Below are 22,185 nucleotides of genomic sequence, written 5' to 3' on the forward strand. Positions count from 1 at the left end.
TGATTTAGACTTAGCGACCGTAACACGGGTGAAGAGGCGGATTTCGGATGTCAAACCAATCTGTCTCTTCGCTTTCTACCGAGATAACGCAGTCGTAGCTGTCGCGGCTAGCGAAACTACAGTGCCAGATATTGAGCCCTTGAGGGATTTCTTGAGAGACCCCTTCCTACGACTGACTCAACGACAATAAAGCGAGAACAGATTCTCGAGACATTAGTCACACGGCTGCTCAAGAAACGCTACCCGAACAGCCGAGACAACCGGTCACGGACACCTGTACTAGTCTTTCGGTCCGCCCCTCTGATTTGTTCGTTGGCCTCGGTGTATTGCTGAAGGACCGCGTCGATGCCGGTGAGCGTTTCCTTGGCCGTCGGCGTGTCTTCGCGTCGGATCATCGGCCGGATGATAGCCTTGAGATGCTTCGTTGGATGATCTGGAAGACGAGCATCCTCCTCTGACAGGAGGCCTTCCTTCCGAAGCAGTTCCCGGTAGCGATGGCGTTCGCTCATCAGCTCGTCGATGGCTTGGAGGTATACCCGGTTACTGAGCTTGACACGCTCGTTCTCCTCCTCGAGTGCGTGGTAGTCAGCATACTGCTGGCTTTCCCGACGAAGTTTCCGGGCCAATATCCGGTTGTCCTCACGGGCCATGTCCAAGGCCTGCTGTGTCGGCGTCCGGCCTTCGCGAGGCACACTCCAGTCGTTCGCGTGCTTTTCGTCATCGGTCAGATGTGGGTCTGTACGCTCCCAGTCTTTACCGGCTGCCGCAGCCGTGAGTTCCATAGCCTCCTGTGTACTCTCACGGAGCGTATCGTCGGTGTCGAGACCACGAGGAGAAGCAGGAGTGCGTCCGTGTTCGTCCTGTTCTGCGGCATAGCCATTTTCGACGGAGTCGCCGGACACTGCATCGGGATTTCGGACAGGTGGGTCAGTGTGGGCTGTGGGCGAGGGAGGCTCTGGTGCCGGCGTCGCATCGCCACCAGAGGCGCTGGATGGCTCCGTGTCGGCTTTACTGCCGGCGGATGGGGAATCAGTCGCCAAGCCATCTGAAGCGTCGCCAGCGCCGCCAGCGTTGCTCAGACCAGTTCCCGGGTCAGCCGCAGCGGCGTGGCCCGAAGATTTCGATGATTCGTCGAAAGAAGTCGATGCATCAGTTGCCTCGCGTGTCCCGTTCGAAGATGACCCGCCGAATTTCTTCCCATTGGCGGAGGGCAATTCGTAGTAGTCGTCCACACGGAGCAGAGCCCGTGCAATAGTGACATCCCCGTATGTTGACCCCGAGCTGTAGTGACGCCGGTCCCATTTCTCTCGATACAGACCGGAATCGCGAAAGAGGGCGTCCATCTGAGCAGGGTCTTTACCCGTCCAGAAAGCCAGGTAGTGAGCCATTGCCATGTCGGCTTCAGATTGAGAGGGGTACTCTGCTTGTGGTGACCCCCACATCGAGCTATCGCCATCGTAGAGGCGCCGTCGACGACTGCCCCCCTTCGCGTCGAACATCTTGATGAGTATCTCCTCGTCCGATAGCTCAACGCCCGGCCCGGCAAGGTCGTCGAACGTTTTCGGGATGACCTCCGGAAGATACCGAGCATCGACTCTTGCCAGTGCGTCTCTCACAGCCGATGCTTCGATGGTGTCGAGGTCATCACCGTATCTGTCTCGAAGCGATTCTGACTCGTGCTGTCCGCCAGAGGCGGAAGATGAATCAGCTTCGTTTCCACCGTTTTTTGATATATTCGACGCGGCTGCAGTATCTAGACTCGTCTGTCCGTCAGAGTCGATACCACCTCGGATGAAATCTCGGTGAACGGCTTCTATGTCATCTTGACAGGTGCGTATTTCCAGGGGTGTTCCATCGACGTGCTCACCGGTCACAGTGAAGTAGCGGTCGGAGTCATACATTTCGACCCTGCCTTTCCGATTCCCACCATCGGGAAGCTCACCACCGACGAGGATATGCACGCCAGTTCCGGAGGGCGAGACTTCGGTGTAGGAGTCCAGTCGGTCGATGATATCTTCAGCCCATTCTTTGAGTTCGCCGGTGTCGGCATCACGGCATTTGTCGAGATCGACGCCGGTGATGGAGACATTCTCGGTAAACACAAATCCGAGGCCGTCGGAGTTGACGCGACTGTCGCCGTGGGCTGCAACTGCTTGCTCGAAATCCCGGCGCTGGTTCGGGTCGGTGACATCCAGATTCGGGCTGCCACTGGTCCGATACGGTTTCGTCGGGATTTTGGTAGGTTTCCCGTCTCGCTCCCCCTCTCGCCAGCAGATCCAGTTCTCGATGGGACGGATTTCTTCGGGTATTTCCTCGTCTCTAACGTCGATTATCGGCATGGTTTGAGTTGGTATTGTTCCGGCGCATACGCCTCCGTCACCGAGGCGTGACAAACCGGTTTCAGGGTGGATGGAACACTACGAGATGAAACCGATAGACTGCACGCGATTTCACTGCTGTATCGACTCCGTCCCCACCCAACACTATGATAAATCAATTCGAGAATGGCTAATGGAGGCAGGAGAGCGCTCGATAGCTCCTCTAGGTATGCTCTCGTCGACGGGCACCACCCTAACGCCCCCTCATTTCCAATATTGGCATTAGAGTGGTTCAGACCCTGTATTTCTGCACCTGCCCACTTTTCAACCACCCTTACGCCTTGCGCGGATTTTGTCGCAAACCGATTTCCAGACGCAGGGAAGTTTGGAATCCGAGTGTCGAGAGAGGCCCAATTAGGCTCTAGGCCATTTTGCACACTTTTTGTCTCCGTCAACAGTGGTCGGGTGTCTTCAGAGAGGTATTCCTGCGGTAGGAACTCTCTACCTGCCGTGCGCGGAACGCGCACTTTCTGCGCAAATGGATCCACGCGGTTACTCGAGTTCACGGATCAATTCCCGTCCGCCGGCGAACTCCCAGTCACTGTTTTCGCCCCAGATTTCAGCGTTCAGATCTTCGTAGGTCAGCCCCTCTCGCTTGGCAGGGAGTTCCCCAATTCGCCCTGCGTTCGATAGGGCTCGAACAATCTCCCAGGCAACCGAGATATTCGGCACTATCCAGACTTTTCGCTCGGCCGCAACCGCGTTGTAATCGTCGAAGTGTTTGACGATGAGATAGGGGGGACTGTTCGATATGGCCTCACCAATGAGAGCCAACCGTTCACCGTCATAGGCCGCGAGGTCAGGCTTGGCAGCCCCATCGTCGATCAGCGAATATTTGCTGATGAAGTACTGGTTGGTTCGGTCGTTCGCGAGCGACCGTGCTAAGGCCTCTACCAGTACCTTGTGGACGGTCTTCTCATTCACATCTCCCTGGTTCTCTCCAGTAGCGACGGATGCACCACAGGCCATCTGCCCGTCACCAGTGACAGTGTAGTAAATCCGGCTCAGGTCTTCGTGCACCTCAAGATAGCCGAGGTCCTCCAGCTTCTCTAAATCTATATCAGAGAACTGATTTTTGATTGCTGCCATCGAATCGAGGATATCGAACGTGGGATGTCGACCGTTGACCGTGGTAACGACCTCGGTGAGGAACCTCCGTTCGTCAACTGACAGGGTCGTGTCGATTTCTGAATCGGCATTGGGACCACCATCGGGAGATTCACCTTTGCCCCCCGAATCGGCCTTCTGCTGATTCGGAACCGGCTCTGAGTCTGGTTTGGTTCCTGCGGAATCGGCAGGTGGGCGGGTGGCCCTGGTGGTGCTCGATTTGGTCGCGTCCAAGTCGTCGACGAGATCGTCTGTTGGTACCGGTCGAGGATGGGTGCCCCCATCGTCTTCGTCTCCGTCTTCTCGAGGTTTCGAGGCCGACCCCTTCTCGTTACGTTTAGCAGTAGGTGAGCGCCCACCGCCAAGTGAGGTGCCGAGATTGTTCGTCGCGCCGCTGTCGCCACTAGAACCGGAGGTGGCGGGGGACTGCGGAAGACCATCTGGCGTTACAGACGGACCGGATGGTTCTGCCTTCGCGTTCGAGACTTGCTGTGCCGATGGTTTCGTGTTGCTGCCCGGCAACAGACAGTAGTCATCACGAGTTCGCCGTGACATTTCATCGGCTGCATCGCTGTACAGAATCCCATATGGAGAGACTGTCTCTGTAGTCACAGGGTCGCCCGAAGCGGTGTGGCCGGCTGGAATGTCTACAGGGAGGAGCGTCACCAGCTCAGGAATATCGGTCATGAAGCCTGTATCGGGTAGTTGTGCGACCCACTCGCCACGCGGAAGCGACGTGATTCGGTCCACGAGCTCTTCAGACTCGATACCTTCGTGGAAGAGGGTCATGACAAGTTCGTCGTCGACAGCCAGTTTCCCGATGAGTTTGGTGTTGATATTGCGAAGAATCTCTTTGTAGCTCGCGACGTCCAGCGCGTCGGCTTTCACCTGTTCAGCGAAGTGGACGATGACCTCCATCGCGAGCCCGAACTCTCGTCCGTCTGGAATCATATCGTCCCGGACCAGTTCGGACTGGAGGAGGGGTGCTGCCTCGTCGATGATCAGGTTGATTACGTAGTCGTCACGCACACTGGGCGTTTCACCGATTCGGTGGCGTAGCCGTGCCCCACTCCAGATATAATCCAGCAGCATGAACGTGAACAGGTTGCTCGAAGCTGGCCGTAGGTCTCCAGTGTCGATGAGGACCACGCTCCGTGAGTCCAGCAGGTCCTGGATGTCGAACATTGGCGACTGGTCAGCGTAAGCCCCGGCCTCGTCGTCCCACTCGGGCACGAAATTCAGGATTCGCCAGATGAAACTCCTCTCAGCGAGCTTCGTAATCCGGTTCATCACGGCGTCGATAGACGTCTGGAAGCGCTGTTCGTCGGCATGGAGATGACGGGACAAAGTGAGACGGAGTGTATCGTCGCTCACCTCCGGTATCTCGCCTTCCTGCATTTCGAAAGCAGCCTTCAGGAGGTCCTCTATCGGCCAGGCATCGCGGCCATGTTCGGGGTCGAAGAGTGCTTTGATTAGGTTGTTGAGGATCTCTTGTGCCACGAACGCTTGCTGCGTCAGCTCGCTCCCGAGAACGTACACTAGGAGCTCGTTGTAGCGGTCGATTTTCTCTTGGACTGCGACGGTTCGACTCACGCCTGCAGCCAGCTGGGGTCGAATATCGAAGTAGGGGAACGCGAGTACTTCTTCTTCAGGGCCGGGGACTGGGAGATGAATGACGTTGTCCAGAGAGCCGAATTTGTGGAAGTGGGCCCGTTTGTACTCCTCGCTCATTGAACCACCTTTCTTGTCGAAGATGAACGTCGGCCCGTCGAATGCCTCGTAGGCGCTGAGGGCATCGTTGATCATCGCGGTCGTCTTCCCGCCACCCGTCGTCGCTGCTCGGAGAATGTGATGGGTGAGTTGCTCTGCGGACAGTCGAATCGGGATATCGGGCCGGTTTTCGACGGCCGTTTCTGCACTCCCGATGTGCATCCCAGTGTCGTATTTCGACAACATATCCTCGTCAGTCGCTGTAAGCGGCGCTCGTGCATCCGGCGAGCCGCCAGATGACCCCCGACTCGCCCGAGGCAACGCATCCGTACTTGGAGCGACCACGAAGTTCGCTAGCTCATCAGGAGAAACAACGATGATAGGAGACCGATTGCTCAAGAGCCCGCTCAGCGCACTCTCTCTGTTCTGCCGTGCGTGGCATAGTTGCGAGAAGGGCTTGTCACTCTGATCGAGTATCTTCCCCTCAATCCCATAATATGGACCTGATAGGCTAGTGAACGCGTTCGAGATACTCTGGACGGTATCTGGGTCAGAGGCAGCCCGAAGCGTCAGGTCGAACGTCGTTGTCGGTTGCTTGTGGTCGATCTGGGCCATCCGAGAGCCCGTCGTTTTCTTGGAATCGCCATCGTTGAGCGTCCCGCCGACTTGCTCAGGGATTTCTCCTCGGTGGAGATTCTGCCGTTCTTGGTCACTGCTTCCGAAGAGCTGTCGGGACATCTCGTTGGTCGCTGCAGAGAGTGCCCCGTAGTTGCCCATCTTGAGGTCGCGTTTGTGTTCCTCAGCCTCGTCGGTCCAGTCCTTTCGTGGAGAGAAGACGGCCTGAAACACGAACGGGTCGTCAGTGTGAACTGCCTGCTCCAGCAAGACACTCAGAGGAGAGCGGTACTGGTCATTGACGTCCATGTCGATATCGCTGAACGGCTGAATGAGCGTCATCCAGTCGAGTCCCTTTCGCGGGACACCCTCCCACTGGACTATGGCGGGGCGTTTCTCTGGTGGCACCTCTCGCGGACGCAACGGGACGCCGTCCAAGTGCAGTGACTGCTCTGCTTCGTCAGGTGTTGGCTCGTTGCCCCCACCGATTTCGTGATGCTCGAAAACCGAAGGGTCAGCGAATCCATCGAGCCGTTCGAGATCTTCGATGTCGTCTAGGGCAGCGATTCGTTGACCGCCGACCTGGGCATTACCGTCGTTCGAAGCGAACGCCGCGACTTGGTTGAACGGGACGATCTCGAACTCGAAGCTTTCCGGGTATATTGCCCGCACGTTAGCGGCGAGGTTCTTGAACGAGGTCGCATCGTAGGGTGTCGCAGAAAGATAGAAGTCGAAACGCTTCGTCGCCCGGGGTTTGTGGATGATGAACTCGAACGTCTTATCGTAGTTCTTCAGTCCGAAAGTGGAGAGGAGATTGAAACGCGAGGTGTTGGTGACACCAGCCCGGTACAATCCAAAGAGCCCACTCACCACGTTCCCGGGCGTCACTTGCTCACGGGCTGGGGAGATATGGATATACGGGCGTGCTTCGATTGGGTCCCCGAGGGCTTTTCCAGGGCCGATGTCATCCGTTGCTGGATCATACGGCTCGATTTTCTCCTCATTCTCCCTCTGCTCATCAGAGAGGTCGACAGAGTCGTCACCATCTTCCTCATCAGCTGGCGCTGGTAGATTCCGTTCCTCGCTCCTCTGCGCGTTCGTGAAACGCCGAGGAGACTCGGAATCAGCGGCTGAGCGGTCAGGACCATCCGATACATGAGAGTCAAGCTTCTTGGCGCGTCGGACATCAATGCCCTTGCCGCTGAATATGCCGTTGTACCCACTATTTGGATCGCCGCCGGCGCTCTCATTGTCGTCTGGCGAGGGCGTCACAGCGCCCACCCAATCCTGTTGGGTTTGAACCAGCTTTCACTGGGCTGTGTAACACTCGAATTCTTGCACCAGATGTTGTTCTGTCGGTGGATTTCGGTTTCAATCATTACTGTAGTATGTCAGTCACAGTGTGAGTGCTGAGACTGCTCGATAATGCCCACAGAAGTGCAAGGCCTCGGTGTCCGGACCTCGTGAGTGGGCTTCGCTGTGATTATACTCGGTACTGCACTCTGGATGATGGCTGAATCCCAGCTCTCGGCTGGTTACGATTACGCCCCTCCAGCGATGTATTCGAGGAGGCCGATGACGGTGTTCATGCCGAAGTAGAACAGCGTGAGTGCAGCTCCACCGATACCGATTTTCATGCCATTTTCAGCTCGATCGCTGTTCTTGCGGGCAGTGAAGTAGAGGACACCACCGGCAGCGAGCGCGATGAGACCCACATAGCGGAGGCCAGTCATCACGACATCGTACATGTTGTTCAGGATTCCTTCGAAGTTATCTGTGCCTGCATCGCCAGTGACGTCATCAGGATCGCCACCAACCTCCTGTGCAGCCACCGGGGCCACCATCAGGGGGACGAGTACTAGCAGTGCGATAAGCGCCGTGGAGATGCTCTTGACCGGTTGGGATGTTCGGAGGATATTCATTTTCCCGTCCTTCTTTAGGAGAGTCGATATGATAAACAAAAGTAAGTTGCAACTATTGTAATATTACAAAACGCCACTCTTACCCTGCTGATAGTGTTGATTTAGTGTGGAAATGCTTAATACTTCATTGCGCTAAATGGGATGCCATACACACGCACCCTCCTAAGCGCGATGTGTTACCCGGAGCGATAGATGTCAGCAAACACCCGAAAAGCAGACTCCAACGCTGAACAGAAAAAGACTCCACGCTATCAGAATATTCCACTGAAGCCGGACACGTACGCGAGAATGACGGCCTTCAAGCACCGGAATCCGCTGGTCAATCGGTCGTACGACGAAGCGCTCAACGAAATCCTCGACTCGATGAAGTTCCCGCAGAGTGAAGAACTGCAGAGTCCCCATCTGCCGATCGGACTCTCAGATATAGAGGACGACAGCGAATAGCGACAATCGCTGTGGAACATCAGGCGTTTTTGAATCCTCCATCGGAGGCAATTCTCGAAGATAGTGATGAATGCAGAGGGAGATGTCAGCGGGACCACTCTGTTTCTTTCAGATTGTTTCTGTCAAATCAGCTGCTTAGCGTGCCTGCCTACTGATTGCTGAGAATTCTATCAACTTTCGGACGTTTTCTGAAAGCCAGGCAAGATATAGGGCGCGTATCTGTTACCGAGAATCCAATCGAACTGCTCCAGAAGTTCACTGAACCGGCAAAGGACTACCTTACGAGTGAACTGAGTGAGAAAGCCTGCCGATTTGTGTCCATCTTTGAATCCCCTGCCACGCCCCGCCGGCGACGAGACCGCCCCACACAAATCCAGCACCATGCGCGAAAATATTCGTGAACGTCCCATCACTGACAGGGTTAGCTGGGAAAAGCCCAACGATGACCGCCAGCAGCACGATACCTACCCCGATAGCCAGCCGTAGTTCTGTCCACCATGCTTCTCGTCGGTCCCAAGCGTCTCGCCACGATACCGCACGGAGCAGCAACACCCAACTGAGTGCGAGACCAAACGCGGCGAGGGCAGTCACCCACACATCAATCCAGCCGGCATATATCACTGAAAGTTCCCAGAGCATGAGCAATACAGCCATCTGCCCAACAGCCTGTGTCACAGCGAGTCCGCCCTCTCGGTTCACCCACACTAGGAACGCAACAAAGACCAGCCCCGCGAACCCTGCCACTATACCGGAAAACCCACGTTCAACCGGCGTCGCCGCCGGCGCGAACCACCCGAGCAACACATAACTTGAGGGACTCACGAGCACTGGCAGGACCGTCAAGAACGCCACAGTCGATACCCAGAACCACCGCCGGGCGTTGAGTACCCGACAGAGGATGTACGCCACTCCGGCGATAGCGGCGAACCCACCGATGTTCTGAAGCAGATGGGCCCACCCGTTGTGCACGTAAGCATGCGTCCACAGGGTCCAGAGAACGAACGCCCCGTGATCGAAGGCTAGCTGGGCTCGCACACTCGATGGGACGAGTACGTGGATGCCCACGAGCACCCACGCGAGCAGGCTTAGAAGACCGGCGTCAACGACCAACCGGTGGTCAACGGCGTCGTGCATGGGTGTCAGAACGTTAGACCACTCCACAGATAGTCACCTCCAGAGACAGTGAGTTGATCCATACTGACACTTTTCGAGACTTGATGTGCCTGTGGTAACCGCAAGTACGGTTCGAGTTGAGCATCGACAGACCGGTATATGCACACCAGACATATAATGCGGAATTACTGTTTAAGCACCGTTGACGGGTGTTTGTGGCGACTAAGACCGTCTTGGTCGTGGCCAAATGGGTGCCACTGCGAGCAGTCACGCTCAAGTAGGTGCCATGCGGTATATCAGACGTATATGGCAGAGCTGCCTGCCGAGTTCCGGGAACAATACGACCAGAAGGGCGATACCTTCGAGACGATTGCCGAGATCGTCCTCACGAGTCACGGGCGGCAATTCACAGCGGATGACATCGCTGCCAGGGTCGAACCCGAACGGGAAGCGGTCCGGCAACATCTCAAGACACTCGAAGATGATGGCTGGATCGACGGTGCTGATGGCCCCAAACGGTATACCTGGAACACGCAATATCACAACCCAGCAGAGCAGCAGGCCATTGAGGCTGTGGGGTCGGTCACTGACGACGCCCTTGCACTCGCTTCACGAGCAACTAACAGTGTCCCAGAATTCTTTGCTGTTGTCGCGATACTCGGCGTGGTGACGGGGATGGTGTCAGGTGTGACTGCAGTGGTCGCCATCCTGCTGCCAGTGGGTACAGGAACCCCGCTTTCGTACGCGGCCATCGGGGGTGGCTACGCGCTCGGTGGGCTCCTCACGCTAGGGTTAGTCTGGCTTGCGGTCCAATGGACGCGTCGTCAGTCCTAAGACAGTCAGAAACCCCAACTCTGTGACTGCTATGTCTCCTCCACTGTATTTGATTCCAAGCGGAAAATCGAGTTTGAATCGCAGTCGGGTGGCGGCTTCAGGCGTATTGAGTCCGTCTGGAACGGCTTTCAGTGGTGGATGATCGACCGAGAGGCCATTACGGCGGTGCTGCGGATCTGATTCCGTCACAAAGATGGCGGCGGAATAGCCGCTCAGCACGTGTGCGCATTTATCGGTGCAGGCTGTGTACCATCTCCCGTATGCCTGAAGAAGTCCTGTTCAAATCAGAGAGCGACCAGAGTCGAGAAGAGATTGCATCGTACCTCCGGAAAGTCGCGGACAATCTCGATAGCGGCAAGGCAATCAACCTGAAGGAAGGCTCCGATTCTGTGACGCTAAATCCACCTGCCCGACCGACCTTCGAAGTCAAAGCTGAACGCGAAGGTCCGGCTGGCAACATGACTGAACGAAGTATCGAGTTCGAACTCGAATGGGACGAAAACGACGCTGGAGACGATAGCGGAAGTGGTCAGTTAGAAATCGAGTAGCCATTCCGACCGCACGCTGAGCAGTTGACTCAGAGGGATTTGCGGTGACCAATGAAGCCGCTGTGCTGAACTCACTCTCTTCATAGGGCGAAAGGCCGCTAACCACTTCTACAGCAGGATATAGGCGAATACACTGAACAGATTCCCGCCTATCGAGGTAGCAATCATTACCAGCCCGAGAGTCACCCCAGTATTGCTCTTGAGCGATCCGACGCGCCCGATATGTCCGAAGGCCCACGCAGTGATGCCAATGATGAATATCGCCAGGCCCAGATGATAAAGCAACCCACTGAGCGCTTCTGAAAGGAGTATCAGATCATTCTCTCCCGATGCGGAGAGAGATGCCCCATACGGCCAGCCATCGGGCAGGAACTCAGTCCCCATGACGAATCGGATGGTAGCATAGAGGGCTTCGACGCCGATGATAACCAAGTGGCCCAGAGCACCAGCAATGGCCATCCCACGGAAGCGAACTTGTCTCCCGGGATCTCGGGTTGCACTCACCCAACCGACGAGACCGACGATGAGCGCGATAAGCGTCCCGTAGTATCCGAGCACGTTAGCAATCGTCGCAAGCGCTTCAGCAGGTGCCACAAGGCCGTCGACGCTAGACATGGAGTTGCCTCACGACACTGGTCAAATCACAGCAACCGGATTCGGTCGTCATTGGGGTGCCTCTCTCCTGCTGATGTATTTTCGCCACCAGAAGGCCAAGAGACCGAGCGCAATCCATTCGACGAACATGAGGACGCTGCCGATAGCCGCCTCAAGATACCGTTCAACGGTCCCCGTTGCTCCCCAGCCGTCGTACGAATAGGGCGCCATGTAGGTCGTGAAATCACCCTCGAAATATCGGCCATCACTACCAGCCAGATCATCGCCAGAATACGAAGCGCGAAGATATGGCCCATCGAGCGTCGTCCACGCTTCACCGTCTCCATTCGTCGTAACGGACTCGTCGACGGCGCCGCTAAGTGCAATCTCGCGGTTCGGTATTGGATTTCCATCGGGATCGGTTAACCGGAGGAGGACACGCCTGTCGCTCGGGTCGTCTCCCGGTACGGTGTCGGCAACGACCAGTTCTGAAAGTTCAGATGTCACGATATGGGCGTCAATATTCGCATCCGGAACCTGGGTATCGAAGACCGTCGAGGCCCGAACATTCAGCGCTTCGTCGACTCTTGCATCTCGTGGCCTGAATTCCCCTTCGAGCCTCTCGAACAGATACGTCGGTGAACCGTTGGCTTCGTCGACGACACCTGCGGGTAGCTCTGTTCCCGGAATTTCCTCGTCAATCACGGTAGATTCCTCAATCCATAGGCCACCGTACTCACCATCTGGCCCGTAGGCAGCGGACACGGACACGTTACCGACGCTCGTCACCGAATGGACGAGCGCAGGCCAAGCGTCACCCTGAGTGTGAGTAACGGGATATGTCTCGCTATCACTACCGCTCCGTTCCTCGACGTGTGTGGTCTGTGATACCCCGTAGAATCGCCACGGTGAATCAACACTGAAACTGGCATCGCCAATTTCGAGTTCGATCGAGCTCCACGGAGCGCCAGTGAGGTCCTGGTCCCCATCCCATTGCACGATTGTCCGGTCCGATTCGACACCGTCGAGGACGGTGACATCTATCTCAAGACCCGACGCGTCTGCGTCGATGATAGTTACCGGGACGGAGTGACTTCGAGTCAGCGTCCGGGTATAGCTCTGAGAGCGTTCATATTCACTGCATCGGCTACTCCGTACACCCCACCGAGCTTCGACCTCGGACTCGACTTCTAGAGTCGCGGTGAGCTCGTATTCACCGGGGGAGAACTCAGGGGAACGGTCTCTTCCTCCATCGGTCGCCATCCAGATGCCTTCCTCATTTTCAACGAGTGCGGAGTCACCATCGTAGCCGGGCCTGTCCAAGGAGACGGAAGTGACGGTCGCACTCGAATCGACGAGGTCGAACTCAGCCCATCGAGTCCGGGGATACCTGTGCGTATGCGTATCCGTGACAGTCTTTGTCTCGTTCCCAACGGTGACTGTTCGGGTGACGGTGTGAGTACGGGTACAGCTGGACCTGCTGGTGAAGTCATCGGGGGCACTGGCCCGATAGTCGTACAAAATGTATGCACCAAGGTCGGCGTTATCGGTGACGTAGGAGTCGCGATACCACGCGCTCTCTCGGACATCGGAAATCCCAATCCAGGCATCCGATATTGTTTCAGAGCTACCGGGCCCGTGCGGGAGCGGAACAGACCCACCGCTTGCTGTGGGATAGACTTCTTCCCCATCAAACATCGGGACGGCTGCTCTGGAGGAATCATCGCTGTATTGCAAATACTGGTCCCGAATGTGCAGATACCGCTCCTGAATGGTCGCACTGCGAGCGGTATAGACCAGTGCATCATCGGAGTTCAGTATCTCAAGCTCGTCGGTGAGAGGATTCCTGTAGACTTGCGCGTTGTAGACCGTCCGGGGCTCTAGATTCCGGTTTCGAGTGACGACTTGCCACTGCCCAGAGGAGTCTGTTGGGACCGTCGAATCAGAGCTAACTGGGTAAAATCTGGCTGGCGTTCCACCCGAGCGTTGCCATTCGGTATACGTGACCCACTCATCCTGATATGGGATGGGGACAGAATCAGAGAGATGCGTCCGGTAAACATCGCCAGTCGTCGTCGCGTAGAGTGCATCTGCAGACGGCATTACCTCATCACCAAGCGCACTGGGATACCCAAGATACGTCTCATCAGTACCTGGGTCTGAGTCAAAATACGATGGCGAGACGTCTTCGTCATTGTTCGCCAGAATCCGAAAAGTCCCGTCGTGGAACGTTTCTACACCGGGAGTCGGTGTCGGGACTTCGTAGATAGGGGCAAGCGAATTCGCGCTGACGGGCATCGTGACTGAACTGAAAACGATAGCTGGGAGAAGTACAACGAGGATGATCTTCTGTCGAAAGGCGGCCACCGAGTGCAACCAAGTCCTCGAGCAGGACAAGATACGAGCGAAGGGCGATTTTCCCTCTTCACCCGGCGAAGACATATTGAATCAACTCCTGAAATATTTCGAATCCGTAACCGACAATCGCGAGGACGAATCCGGAGGATACGAGATAGAAGCCCCGTTCTCGCGTTCGAACACTTGGACTGACGGCCCACGCCATCGCTCCGACAACGAGTAGAATCAGTCCGAGTGTCTGCATCGATGTTCCGAACCACGCGGGCATCGCAGCGGCGCTGGCGATCTCGTCAACAATTCCGCTGTGCCCACTGAGGAAAGTCACAACCGTATCGAAACTGCCACCGAGTGGGTATGTAAGCAACATTCCCAGCGGCTGCTGGCTCACAGCTACCCACTCAGGTCCGAGATGGAGGAGCTGAGAAAGGATAGCAGATGTCGATACGTCGGCCGTTGCTCCAAACGCGGGGAACCACCCGATACTGGAAACTACGGCAATGAGATGCCCGAGCAGGTCTGTTGATTCGAATGTCATTGGAGGGATGGAGGAGCTGCCAGCGGCGGATCCCGCTGTCAACTGAGTACGCGCAGAGAGGGCGACCTACAGCAAGTAGACTCACAGATTCCAACGGTTGTAATGTTACAATCCTTGCAATCCTGTTACCACTATATCATTTACCGGCGGAGACCATCCAACGGAAAAGCCCGCTAAAATCCACCTACTCACACGACAATGCGATGCCCGCTCTCCAGGCGGTTCGTGAGCGTGTAAGCGGGGCTAGTCCGCTCAATAGTAAGGAAACCCGCCAATGCCCGAAGTACAAATTGACTGGCACTCTGCAGAAGAATACGAACGAATCCGTGACCTCCGTGAACGCCACGGTCTGTTGTGGCGCGGCGTACTCCTCACAGGTGCGAAAGATGCAGCAAGCACCGACCTTGTCCAAGCGATTCTACGAGCCCATACCAACCCATCGTCCTCCGCCAGCCCGGTGAGTACCCTCGACCGGACAGCAGAATGCTCCAGTAATGACCAGGGATTCTCTGCTAACGACGTGGCGGATGTCGACAAGGAAGGCGGTCCACACGATACAACCAGGTCGTCCGGTGATGTTTCATCGGTCGGCGAAGATCGCGATGCTGGTCCAAGGTCTTTCCAGTCACACGAATCCCTAAGCAACAGTGGTGAGGAGCCAAGCAATGAATCCAGGGACGGCGAAGATGAAGCGTTCGAGTCTTTAGAGACCCACAGCCAGGCGTTTGAGGACGAACCGTTTTCCGAGTCATGGGAAGAGGGTGAGGAGACTCACGACGGTCAGTTCGACTCCGTCGACCCGTACTACGGATACGATGAGTATCATCTCGAGTTCGATGAGGGACAATTCTGATGTCGTCCGAGACACCCGCTAACCACAGGACTCGAATCGAGATATCCGATGCAGACGAGTATGAATGGCTCGTCACCGTTCGAGAGGACCTTGGCCTGACGTGGCGTGGCCTAATGTTAAAAGCCGAACAGCAGCTCGTCGCGACCGAGCAACAACTCGGCCTCCCGTCGGGCAGAGACCACACGGATTGTACGGAGGATTCGCCGTGAGCCAAGATATCCCGATGGCCTCGAATCTACTGAAATCAAAGATCGGTGGCTACGAAGTCCGAAAGTTGGCGGAATCAATCGGCCCACCGATGCTGCCGTGTGTGATACTGTACACACTCGGGTTGCCGCTACAGATCACCCTTCCCCTCCTCTTGGTCGGAGTATGTACTGGGGTCTTCGTCTACAGGCGGACGCCAGCAGGGCAACGCCCATTGAATTTCATGAAGGCAATTCTCCGTGACTTGCGGGACCCTGAAGAGTTCATTTGGCAAGCGCCGACCCCCGAGCAGGGAAGCCTCGGCCATGGTGACACCTCAGACCAATGGCTCACCCACGACGCATACCCCGCCCAAGAAGCCGGGCGGGCGTCCCAGGAGGAAAGTAATGCCAGTGACTTCGACAGCCCGTCAGCTGTTGAATCAAAGGAGACTCGATGAGCTCCGTCGACGGATCGGGATCGACGCTCGATTTGATGGACTTCACCACGATTCGAGATGGTGGCATCATCGAGACGCCAACGAGCTATGCGATGATAGTACGGGTCGAGCCAACCGACTGGTTGGTCCTTTCGACCGACCGTCGAGAGAGTATCTACCGCTCGTTCCTCAGCTATCTCCGGAGCTTGTCGTTTCCGACACAAATCCTGACGATGTCTACGGCATACAATCCTGAGCCGTATCTCGAAGGAGTTGCTGTCGATGACGAATTAGTCATCGGATCGAACACCGAAGACGATTCAGATGTCGTTCCTGACGAGTCCCCGCTGTTAGATTACGGTCGGAAGTATCACGCAGAGTGGGTCAGAGAAGTCATCGACGTCGCAGATATTCGAGATAGAGAGTTCTTTGTCGCAGTGGCTGTCCCCAAGGGCGAAAATCGATCCGAAGAGAGTCCCCTAAACTCGCTTCTGTCTAAAGTACAAGGCCAGAGCGAACCTGAAGAGAAAGATGAGGACGCGTACATCGAGGAAGTGAAAGCACGCGCCTCACACGTTGCCTCGAAACTTCCCCAGGTACAGGTCGAAACAACTCTCATCGATACCCGGCCCGCTGTGCTGGAGATACTCTATGAGGTCTACAACAACGAGAAGCCAGCGTTCGGGTTCACACAGAGCAATTTCACCCGGCCCTCTGGAGTAGCCGAAGCCGCCGCATTTAGCTCCGCGGACACCGTTGGTGACACACCGACTTCTGACCAGAGCAACAGCGAAGAACGTGAGTACAACCGGGTTTCTGATACAGACCCAGAACCGGAGCCAGAATCTGATACGACTCATTTAGCCCCCATTCCTGACGGAGGCTATGCCCACCCAGATTTGGCTGACCGGGTCTCGAAAGACCGTATACTGCGCTGGTATGCCAGAAACATCGGCCCCATCGGTCACGGTGAGCGGCCGATTATTCCCGCCTCAGTGTACGCTGGGCTCTCTCTGGCCATCCTGAGCGTGGGGTTAGCGCTTGGTGGTCTCGGCGGGTTCGTCTGGAGTCTGGAAGCGGCACCGCGAGGTACTGATATCTACTGGGCTGCACGAACAGCATCCTTCGCTGGACTGGCGGTGAGTCTGCCGGCCTTCCTTCTGAGTCTCGTCATACTGCTGCCGACCGGGAGGAGAGCCAAGTTGGTTGGAACAGTAGGCCTCTCTGTCACAGCCTACGCTACGGTGTTGTTCGTCAGGGCGTATCCGTTCCAATGGGACCTGTCCGCACCGGCACAGACTACGTTCACGATTCAGGTGTATGCAGCTGGTGTCTTTGCACTGGTCTTCGCCGTGGCCGTAGCGATTCGTTCACAGCGTCGACTCAATCTGCCGATTCACACTGATGGTGACGATGGTCGAGACGGAGGCAATGGTATAGAATCCGACGCCCATTACGACGGTCCAGTCGTGTCTGATGTTGCAGCTGATGGCGGCCAGCTTACCACTGCTGGCATCTCAGCAGCAGTGCCAGACACCACAGACCAGGACAGCGAGGAGCAGCGTACTGAAGCGGAGTCACGAACAGCCGACAGTAAAGAAGCGTCTGAGAAGGCTCTGAGAGAATCTAGCGAAGAGGGTTCGCCAGCAGAACAGCCAGGTGAAAAGCAAGCAGGAGAGGATGAATGAACCCATTACATGTCCTATTCGGAAAGGAATCCGACGACGACGAAGAACGCATCCCTATCGACGATCTGACCGGGAACGAGACCGAGGTCGCGATAGAGTATCTACAACTGATAAACCGGGAGCCCAACCGCGAGAACATCGAGTGGGCGGCCTATCAACTCCAAACTGATGAAGTCCCGCTCGTCTCTCCCGTTGAATCGCTCACGGAGCGCGAAAATCTGGACAAGAAGGTGATCGCGCCCAAAACGATGGAGCGAACGCCAGAATATCAGGTTCGAAACGGCACCATCTCCACTACGTTAACCGTCACAGCCTTCCCATCGAAAGTTGGCCTCGGCTGGCTCGTGCCCCTCACGGTGGCTGACGCGAATCTCAGGCTGTCGCTACACATCGAGCCCACGGACCAAAAGAAGGCTCGCAACAAGCTTCAGGCACGATATACCCATACGCAGACATCGTTGATGCGGAAGGCGAAGAAGGGGCGTACCGATTTGCAGGAAGACGAAGCCGAACGGGACGACCTGCTTCGCATTCTCCAAGATGTCGTCCGCGGCAAGACGAAGATGTTCCAGATTGCGGTCTATATCGAACTGCTCGGGGAGTCCCAAGAGGAACTGGCAGAAACGCGCTCGCAGGTCGAGACCATTCTCGCCGAACAGGATGTCGAAACGGTCGTCCTGCGACGACAGCAGTTCGAAGCCAACGGCTCAGTCGCGCCCTTTGCGACCGATACTATCGATAACACCCACACGGTCCAATTGGAAGCACTCGGGACGTTATTCAATCTCGTCGAACCGCCGATCTACGACGAAGATGGGATACTGCTGGGATTCGACGACACATCCCGTCCGGTCGTAATCGACCGCTACGCTCATTCCGGCTTTGCAGCGGCAATCACCGGGAAGACGGGGTCGGGGAAGTCCTACTGCAGGAAGAGCGAGGTGTATCGCCGGATGCTCCGTGAGCCAGATGTTCAGTTCGTCCTCTTCGACCCTGCTGGAGACGACTACCCGTATTTCGCCGAAAAGCTCGGTGGAGAGGTGATTCGCTTCGGTGGGAATCAGAAAGTCAACCCGATGGATCTTGAACCACCGAACAGAGACATTGGCGAGACTGAAGATACCTATGCACTGACCGTCCGGGCCATCGTCGAGATGCTACACACCCTCTTCGAAGCCAGTGGTGGACTCCCCCCGGCCGAAGAAGGGATGCTGACCCAGGCAGCGCACTACGCGTACCTCTCGAAAGGAATCGTGATGCGACAGTACGACACCTATGAGAATGAGTCACCGACTATCGGTGACCTCATCCGTGGGGTCAAAATCATCTCGGTGGGCGGCTTCGCGAAAGCGTTCGAGCAAGAGATTGTCCCAATGGAGGACCTCCTCCAGTTACAGGAACTCCATATCCTAGATTCCGATGGACAGCTGGCAGAGACACAGCCATTCGCTGTTCCTGACGCGATATTCGAGCCATCGGAAGCACACCGTAGTTTTGCCGAGGCACTTGAGCCGAAATTCGAGTCGTTCAAGCCCGGAGGCATCAACCAGAATTTGAACGGGCAGACGAACCTGGACCTCAACTCACGCCTCGTCGTGATGGATATGAGCTCCTTCGCTGACACCGGGGAGATGCCCCTCATCCTTCACGCGATGTTGAATTGGGCGTATCTCGAGGCCAAACGCTCACCCAGCCGGTTCGACGTCACCTTCGACGAGGCGCACTATCTGCTGGGCCGGGAGTCGACGCGTGATCTCATCAACCTCTTCATCAGACACGCCCGGCACTACGACGCCGGTCTGACGCTCATGAGTCAGACGGCTCACGAGTTCCTCCGGACACCAGAGGCCCACGAGGTCTACGATAACTGCGACATCAAGATGCTGTTCTACACGCAGTCAGTGGCCGAGGAGACGCGAGAGTACTTCGACCTCTCTCCGGAAGAGGTGAACTACCTACAGTCAGATGCGCCTCGAGGGCAAGCCTCAGGGTTTTCTGGCTGTCTTCTCTCCTCCACTGAACACGGCCGCCGCCGTATCGAGGTCCACACGGGGGAATTCGAACATCACGTCCTCGATAACAATCTCGATCCATGGGCCTACATCGCCCAGCAAGAGGGTGGCGTAGCACCTAGCGAGCCAGCGGTCGGTGCTGGAGAAGGCGAGAACATCGCTCCGTCTCAGCCAGTCCAAGAAGATGTGCCGAGCATTGATGACACATTGGACGCATCTGCGGCGTTCAATCAGCCCAGTCAGAAGACATCGACCGTGGGAGACCAGTAATCATGGGCATTCGAGAGGACCTGAGGAACGTCATGACCGGCATTGTCGAATTCTTCTTCGATGAGGTGGAGGAGATATTCGAGGATGCCGCCACCGAGTTTTCATCCGCGATTACTGAGCGGATGATTCGACAACTGATCGTGGTTCCGAATCCGTATGAATCAGCCACTGCTGGCAACGTGTTCAACGGCGTGTTCGATATCTCGCTGATACTGCTGCCGATATTCTTCGCGGTTGCACTCGTCGCATGGCCGTTCGGGGAGAATAGGGAATTCAGCCTCGTTGAGATGATAATCCGGCTGGTGATGGCGATTTTCTTCATCGGGATTTCCCAGCCGGCGTGGGGGTTCGCTATCGATGTGACCAATGCCGTGACGATTGGGATGTTGGACTACGACCCGACTGTCGGTGGGGCCTTCGGTTCCTACGAGTCAGCTGGCGATTTGGCATCCACGCTGAGTATGGTCATCTCTCTGTTCACGGCGTTCCTGACGATGCTAGCCGTGATATTCACGATATTCTTCCTGCTACTCCGGTGGTTCATAGTGTACCTCGTGTTCATCGGTACCCCGTTCTTCGTGGCTCTCTGGTTCGTTGGACGTGGGCCGCTGGAAGCCGTTGGTAACGTCGGGGCGACCTATCTCAAGATGGGCGTCTACGCTCTACTTTCGGGCCCGATTATCTCGCTGGTCATCCTCACGATGGCACTCATCGAAAACGGTGGATTCGTCGAGAGTGCCGACGGAATAGCTGGAACTGCAGCATCCCTCGCTGCGGAGATAGCCCTGATTATGATCTTCCCGATAATACTGGTCGTAGTCGTCTGGAAACAGATATCCTGGGCGGGCAAACCACTCGGCGTCGGGGAAGCAGCGACCACTGCAACCTTGGCCGCCGCTGCAGCAGTCGGGACCGTTGCCACGGCTGGCGTCGGTGGTGTTGTGGCGGGTGGTGGTGCAGCAGCGGGTGGCGCCGGCGCTGCTGGTGCTGGTGGTGCAGGCGGTGCCGCTGGGGCGTCCGGAGCTGGTGCTTCAGGCGCTGGCGCTGCCAGTACAGGTGCTTCCAGCTTAGGAAGTGGTGGTTCTGGACTGGCCAGTCGTATGGGGAGTGTAGCGCAGCGAGGAAGGAAATTCGCTACTGGTCAGAGCCAGACGCTATCGAAAGTCGACGACAGCGTCAGTTCCGGGGTAAACAAAGTGAGCGAGACGGCATCTGGTGTTGCCGATAAAGCGAATCCAGTTAGTCAATTCAATAACTTTGTCGACAAGAAAAAAGACGCAGCTAAACACGCCTCGGAGACCAGCGAGTTCGTTTCTGAAGCAATTACCTCCGGCGAGCTTGACCTTCAGAGAGCGTCTGAGCTCGGAGTTCTCTCCCAAAATCCAGCAGAAGGAGCTAGCGCATCTGTGTACACAGATGGTGACTCAGGTGCTACGATGGCCTCCTACCAGGATTCCAATGGTAGGACGCAAACAGTGAACCTCACCGAAGAGCAGCAGGCCGCTGGAGAACAGATGCAAAGTACCGCTGATGATAGCCAGTTCTGGAAAGACTGGCAACACAGAGGCGGTAAAGCTGCTGGCTACGGAACGTCAGCGGCGGGCCACACGGCGAAGGGCGCTAAGATGGCGGGGTTCACAGTTCCAAAAAATGTTACCAAGGTCGGTGCCTCAGCCCTCGTTGGAGCAGCCGGAGGGAATCCTTATTTAGCCTATTCTGGAACAAAGCGATCCTCCTCTAATATGATAATAGGACCAAACAATGCAGATAGCTCTATGGGACGGCCGCCTGAGGAAACGACATTAGATAAATTTGGAAAGGCAGCCGCTGGAAAGGCTGCCGATTCAGGAGACATCAAATAGGACTGCAGTCCCACTTCGTGTTGAAGTTGTGTTACCGTTCTATTCAAATAATATTGAAGTGATAAAGAAGGCAATGCACTCCTCTGTCGAAAAACTGCCCAACAACAAACCAAACTAAAATAAAATGTCGTACCTCCAGTACTTTCTAATAGCACTCATTCTATTCGTCGTAGACCTCTCTTCGACAATTGTATTGGATTTGTCCAGATTCAACACACGTGTCAAAATCAAAGCAATTCTGAGCACCCTCATTATGTTGCTCATAGCGCTGTATTTTGGGCTACCAATCGGTCAAGAATGGGAAATCGTAGGTGAAAGTGTCGCATTAAATGGTGTTCTGATGTATGGTCTCATCTATGGACTAATGTTCATTCCTGCGTCTCTGTGGGATGGGAGAGTTCACGGACCTATTGGCACGGGCAGCGCACTGCTGTTATTGCTTGCGTTGGCACTGACTTTCGTCGAAGATTTGGTTGGGGAGCAAGCTCTCAATCAAGGCTTCGTTGGTGAATTCATCCTTCCAATCGTCTATCTAACTGTATTCATTATCGGAGCTCTTGGGGCTTGGTACCGGAACAATACGAAGACGCGGCACTGTAGTTTCGCTAGCCGCGACAGCTACGACTGCGTTATCTCGGTAGAAAGCGAAGAGACAGATTGGTTTGACATCCGAAATCCGCCTCTTCACCCGTGTTACGGTCGCTAAGTCTAAATCAG

At 55.8% G+C, this 22,185-nt stretch carries 15 protein-coding genes; 8 read left to right on the top strand and 7 right to left on the bottom strand.

Annotated features, from left to right (window positions below; all coding sequences use genetic code 11):
* Positions 1-239: 239 nt before the first annotated feature.
* The 3 genes from NDI56_RS21575 to NDI56_RS21585 all read right to left on the bottom strand — a co-directional run bounded on the left by NDI56_RS21575 (position 240) and on the right by NDI56_RS21585 (position 7,732).
* Positions 240-2,339 (bottom strand): phage NrS-1 polymerase family protein, encoded by a 2,100-nt coding sequence (locus NDI56_RS21575; protein WP_310921816.1) that lies wholly within the window; start codon positions 2,337-2,339, stop codon positions 240-242.
* A 531-nt stretch (positions 2,340-2,870) separates the two neighbouring features.
* Entirely contained in the window at positions 2,871-7,082 is a 4,212-nt protein-coding gene (locus NDI56_RS21580) for an ATP-binding protein (RefSeq protein WP_310921817.1), read from the bottom strand.
* 269 nt (positions 7,083-7,351) lie between these two features.
* Positions 7,352-7,732, bottom strand: a complete 381-nt coding sequence (locus NDI56_RS21585) for a TrbC/VirB2 family protein (RefSeq protein ID WP_121578209.1) — start codon at positions 7,730-7,732, stop codon at positions 7,352-7,354.
* A 192-nt stretch (positions 7,733-7,924) separates the two neighbouring features.
* Here NDI56_RS21585 and NDI56_RS21590 point away from each other — a divergent pair, with 192 nt between their 5' ends.
* Entirely contained in the window at positions 7,925-8,176 is a 252-nt protein-coding gene (locus NDI56_RS21590; RefSeq protein WP_284011784.1) for a hypothetical protein, read from the top strand.
* A gap of 279 nt (positions 8,177-8,455) precedes the next feature.
* On the opposite strand, the gene NDI56_RS21595 is transcribed toward NDI56_RS21590, so the two are convergent.
* Positions 8,456-9,310, bottom strand: a complete 855-nt coding sequence (locus NDI56_RS21595) for a hypothetical protein (protein WP_310921819.1) — start codon at positions 9,308-9,310, stop codon at positions 8,456-8,458.
* A 285-nt stretch (positions 9,311-9,595) separates the two neighbouring features.
* Here NDI56_RS21595 and NDI56_RS21600 point away from each other — a divergent pair, with 285 nt between their 5' ends.
* Positions 9,596-10,123 carry a helix-turn-helix domain-containing protein gene (locus NDI56_RS21600; protein WP_310921820.1) on the top strand — a complete coding sequence of 176 codons (528 nt, stop codon included), beginning with the start codon at positions 9,596-9,598 and terminating at the stop codon, positions 10,121-10,123.
* A gap of 260 nt (positions 10,124-10,383) precedes the next feature.
* Positions 10,384-10,671, top strand: a complete 288-nt coding sequence (locus tag NDI56_RS21605) for an amphi-Trp domain-containing protein (protein ID WP_310921821.1) — start codon at positions 10,384-10,386, stop codon at positions 10,669-10,671.
* 108 nt (positions 10,672-10,779) lie between these two features.
* Here the strand turns inward: NDI56_RS21605 and NDI56_RS21610 are convergent, their stop codons facing one another.
* From NDI56_RS21610 to NDI56_RS21620, 3 genes are read right to left on the bottom strand one after another with little or no spacing between them, the layout of a single operon-like run.
* Complete coding sequence (locus tag NDI56_RS21610) at positions 10,780-11,286, bottom strand: hypothetical protein (protein ID WP_310921822.1); 507 nt, start codon at positions 11,284-11,286, stop codon at positions 10,780-10,782.
* Positions 11,287-11,334: 48 nt separating this feature from the next.
* Positions 11,335-13,707 carry an Ig-like domain-containing protein gene (locus NDI56_RS21615; protein ID WP_310921823.1) on the bottom strand — a complete coding sequence of 791 codons (2,373 nt, stop codon included), beginning with the start codon at positions 13,705-13,707 and terminating at the stop codon, positions 11,335-11,337.
* The gene (locus NDI56_RS21620; protein WP_310921824.1) at positions 13,691-14,158 is read right to left on the bottom strand and encodes a hypothetical protein; all 468 of its coding nucleotides are present in this window, start codon (positions 14,156-14,158) and stop codon (positions 13,691-13,693) included. Before NDI56_RS21620 ends, NDI56_RS21615 begins: the two co-directional genes overlap by 17 nt.
* 274 nt (positions 14,159-14,432) lie before the next feature.
* On the opposite strand from NDI56_RS21620, the gene NDI56_RS21625 reads away from it, so the two are divergent.
* The 5 genes from NDI56_RS21625 to NDI56_RS21645 all read left to right on the top strand — a co-directional run bounded on the left by NDI56_RS21625 (position 14,433) and on the right by NDI56_RS21645 (position 21,468).
* Positions 14,433-15,011 (top strand): hypothetical protein, encoded by a 579-nt coding sequence (locus NDI56_RS21625; protein ID WP_310921825.1) that lies wholly within the window; start codon positions 14,433-14,435, stop codon positions 15,009-15,011.
* Complete coding sequence (locus tag NDI56_RS21630) at positions 15,011-15,220, top strand: hypothetical protein (RefSeq protein WP_310921826.1); 210 nt, start codon at positions 15,011-15,013, stop codon at positions 15,218-15,220. The genes NDI56_RS21625 and NDI56_RS21630 overlap by 1 nt, the downstream gene beginning before the upstream one ends.
* 433 nt (positions 15,221-15,653) lie before the next feature.
* A complete protein-coding gene (locus tag NDI56_RS21635; protein WP_310921827.1) occupies positions 15,654-17,324 on the top strand; it encodes a cell division protein CdpA domain-containing protein in 1,671 nt (556 codons plus the stop codon).
* Positions 17,321-19,606: a VirB4 family type IV secretion system protein gene (locus NDI56_RS21640; RefSeq protein ID WP_310921828.1), complete on the top strand. Its 2,286-nt coding sequence runs from the start codon at positions 17,321-17,323 to the stop codon at positions 19,604-19,606. Before NDI56_RS21635 ends, NDI56_RS21640 begins: the two co-directional genes overlap by 4 nt.
* Before the next feature lie 2 nt (positions 19,607-19,608).
* Entirely contained in the window at positions 19,609-21,468 is a 1,860-nt protein-coding gene (locus tag NDI56_RS21645; protein WP_310921829.1) for a hypothetical protein, read from the top strand.
* Positions 21,469-22,185: the final 717 nt, after the last annotated feature.

It is taken from the genome of Halomicroarcula saliterrae (assembly GCF_031624395.1).
Lineage (GTDB): Archaea > Halobacteriota > Halobacteria > Halobacteriales > Haloarculaceae > Haloarcula > Haloarcula saliterrae.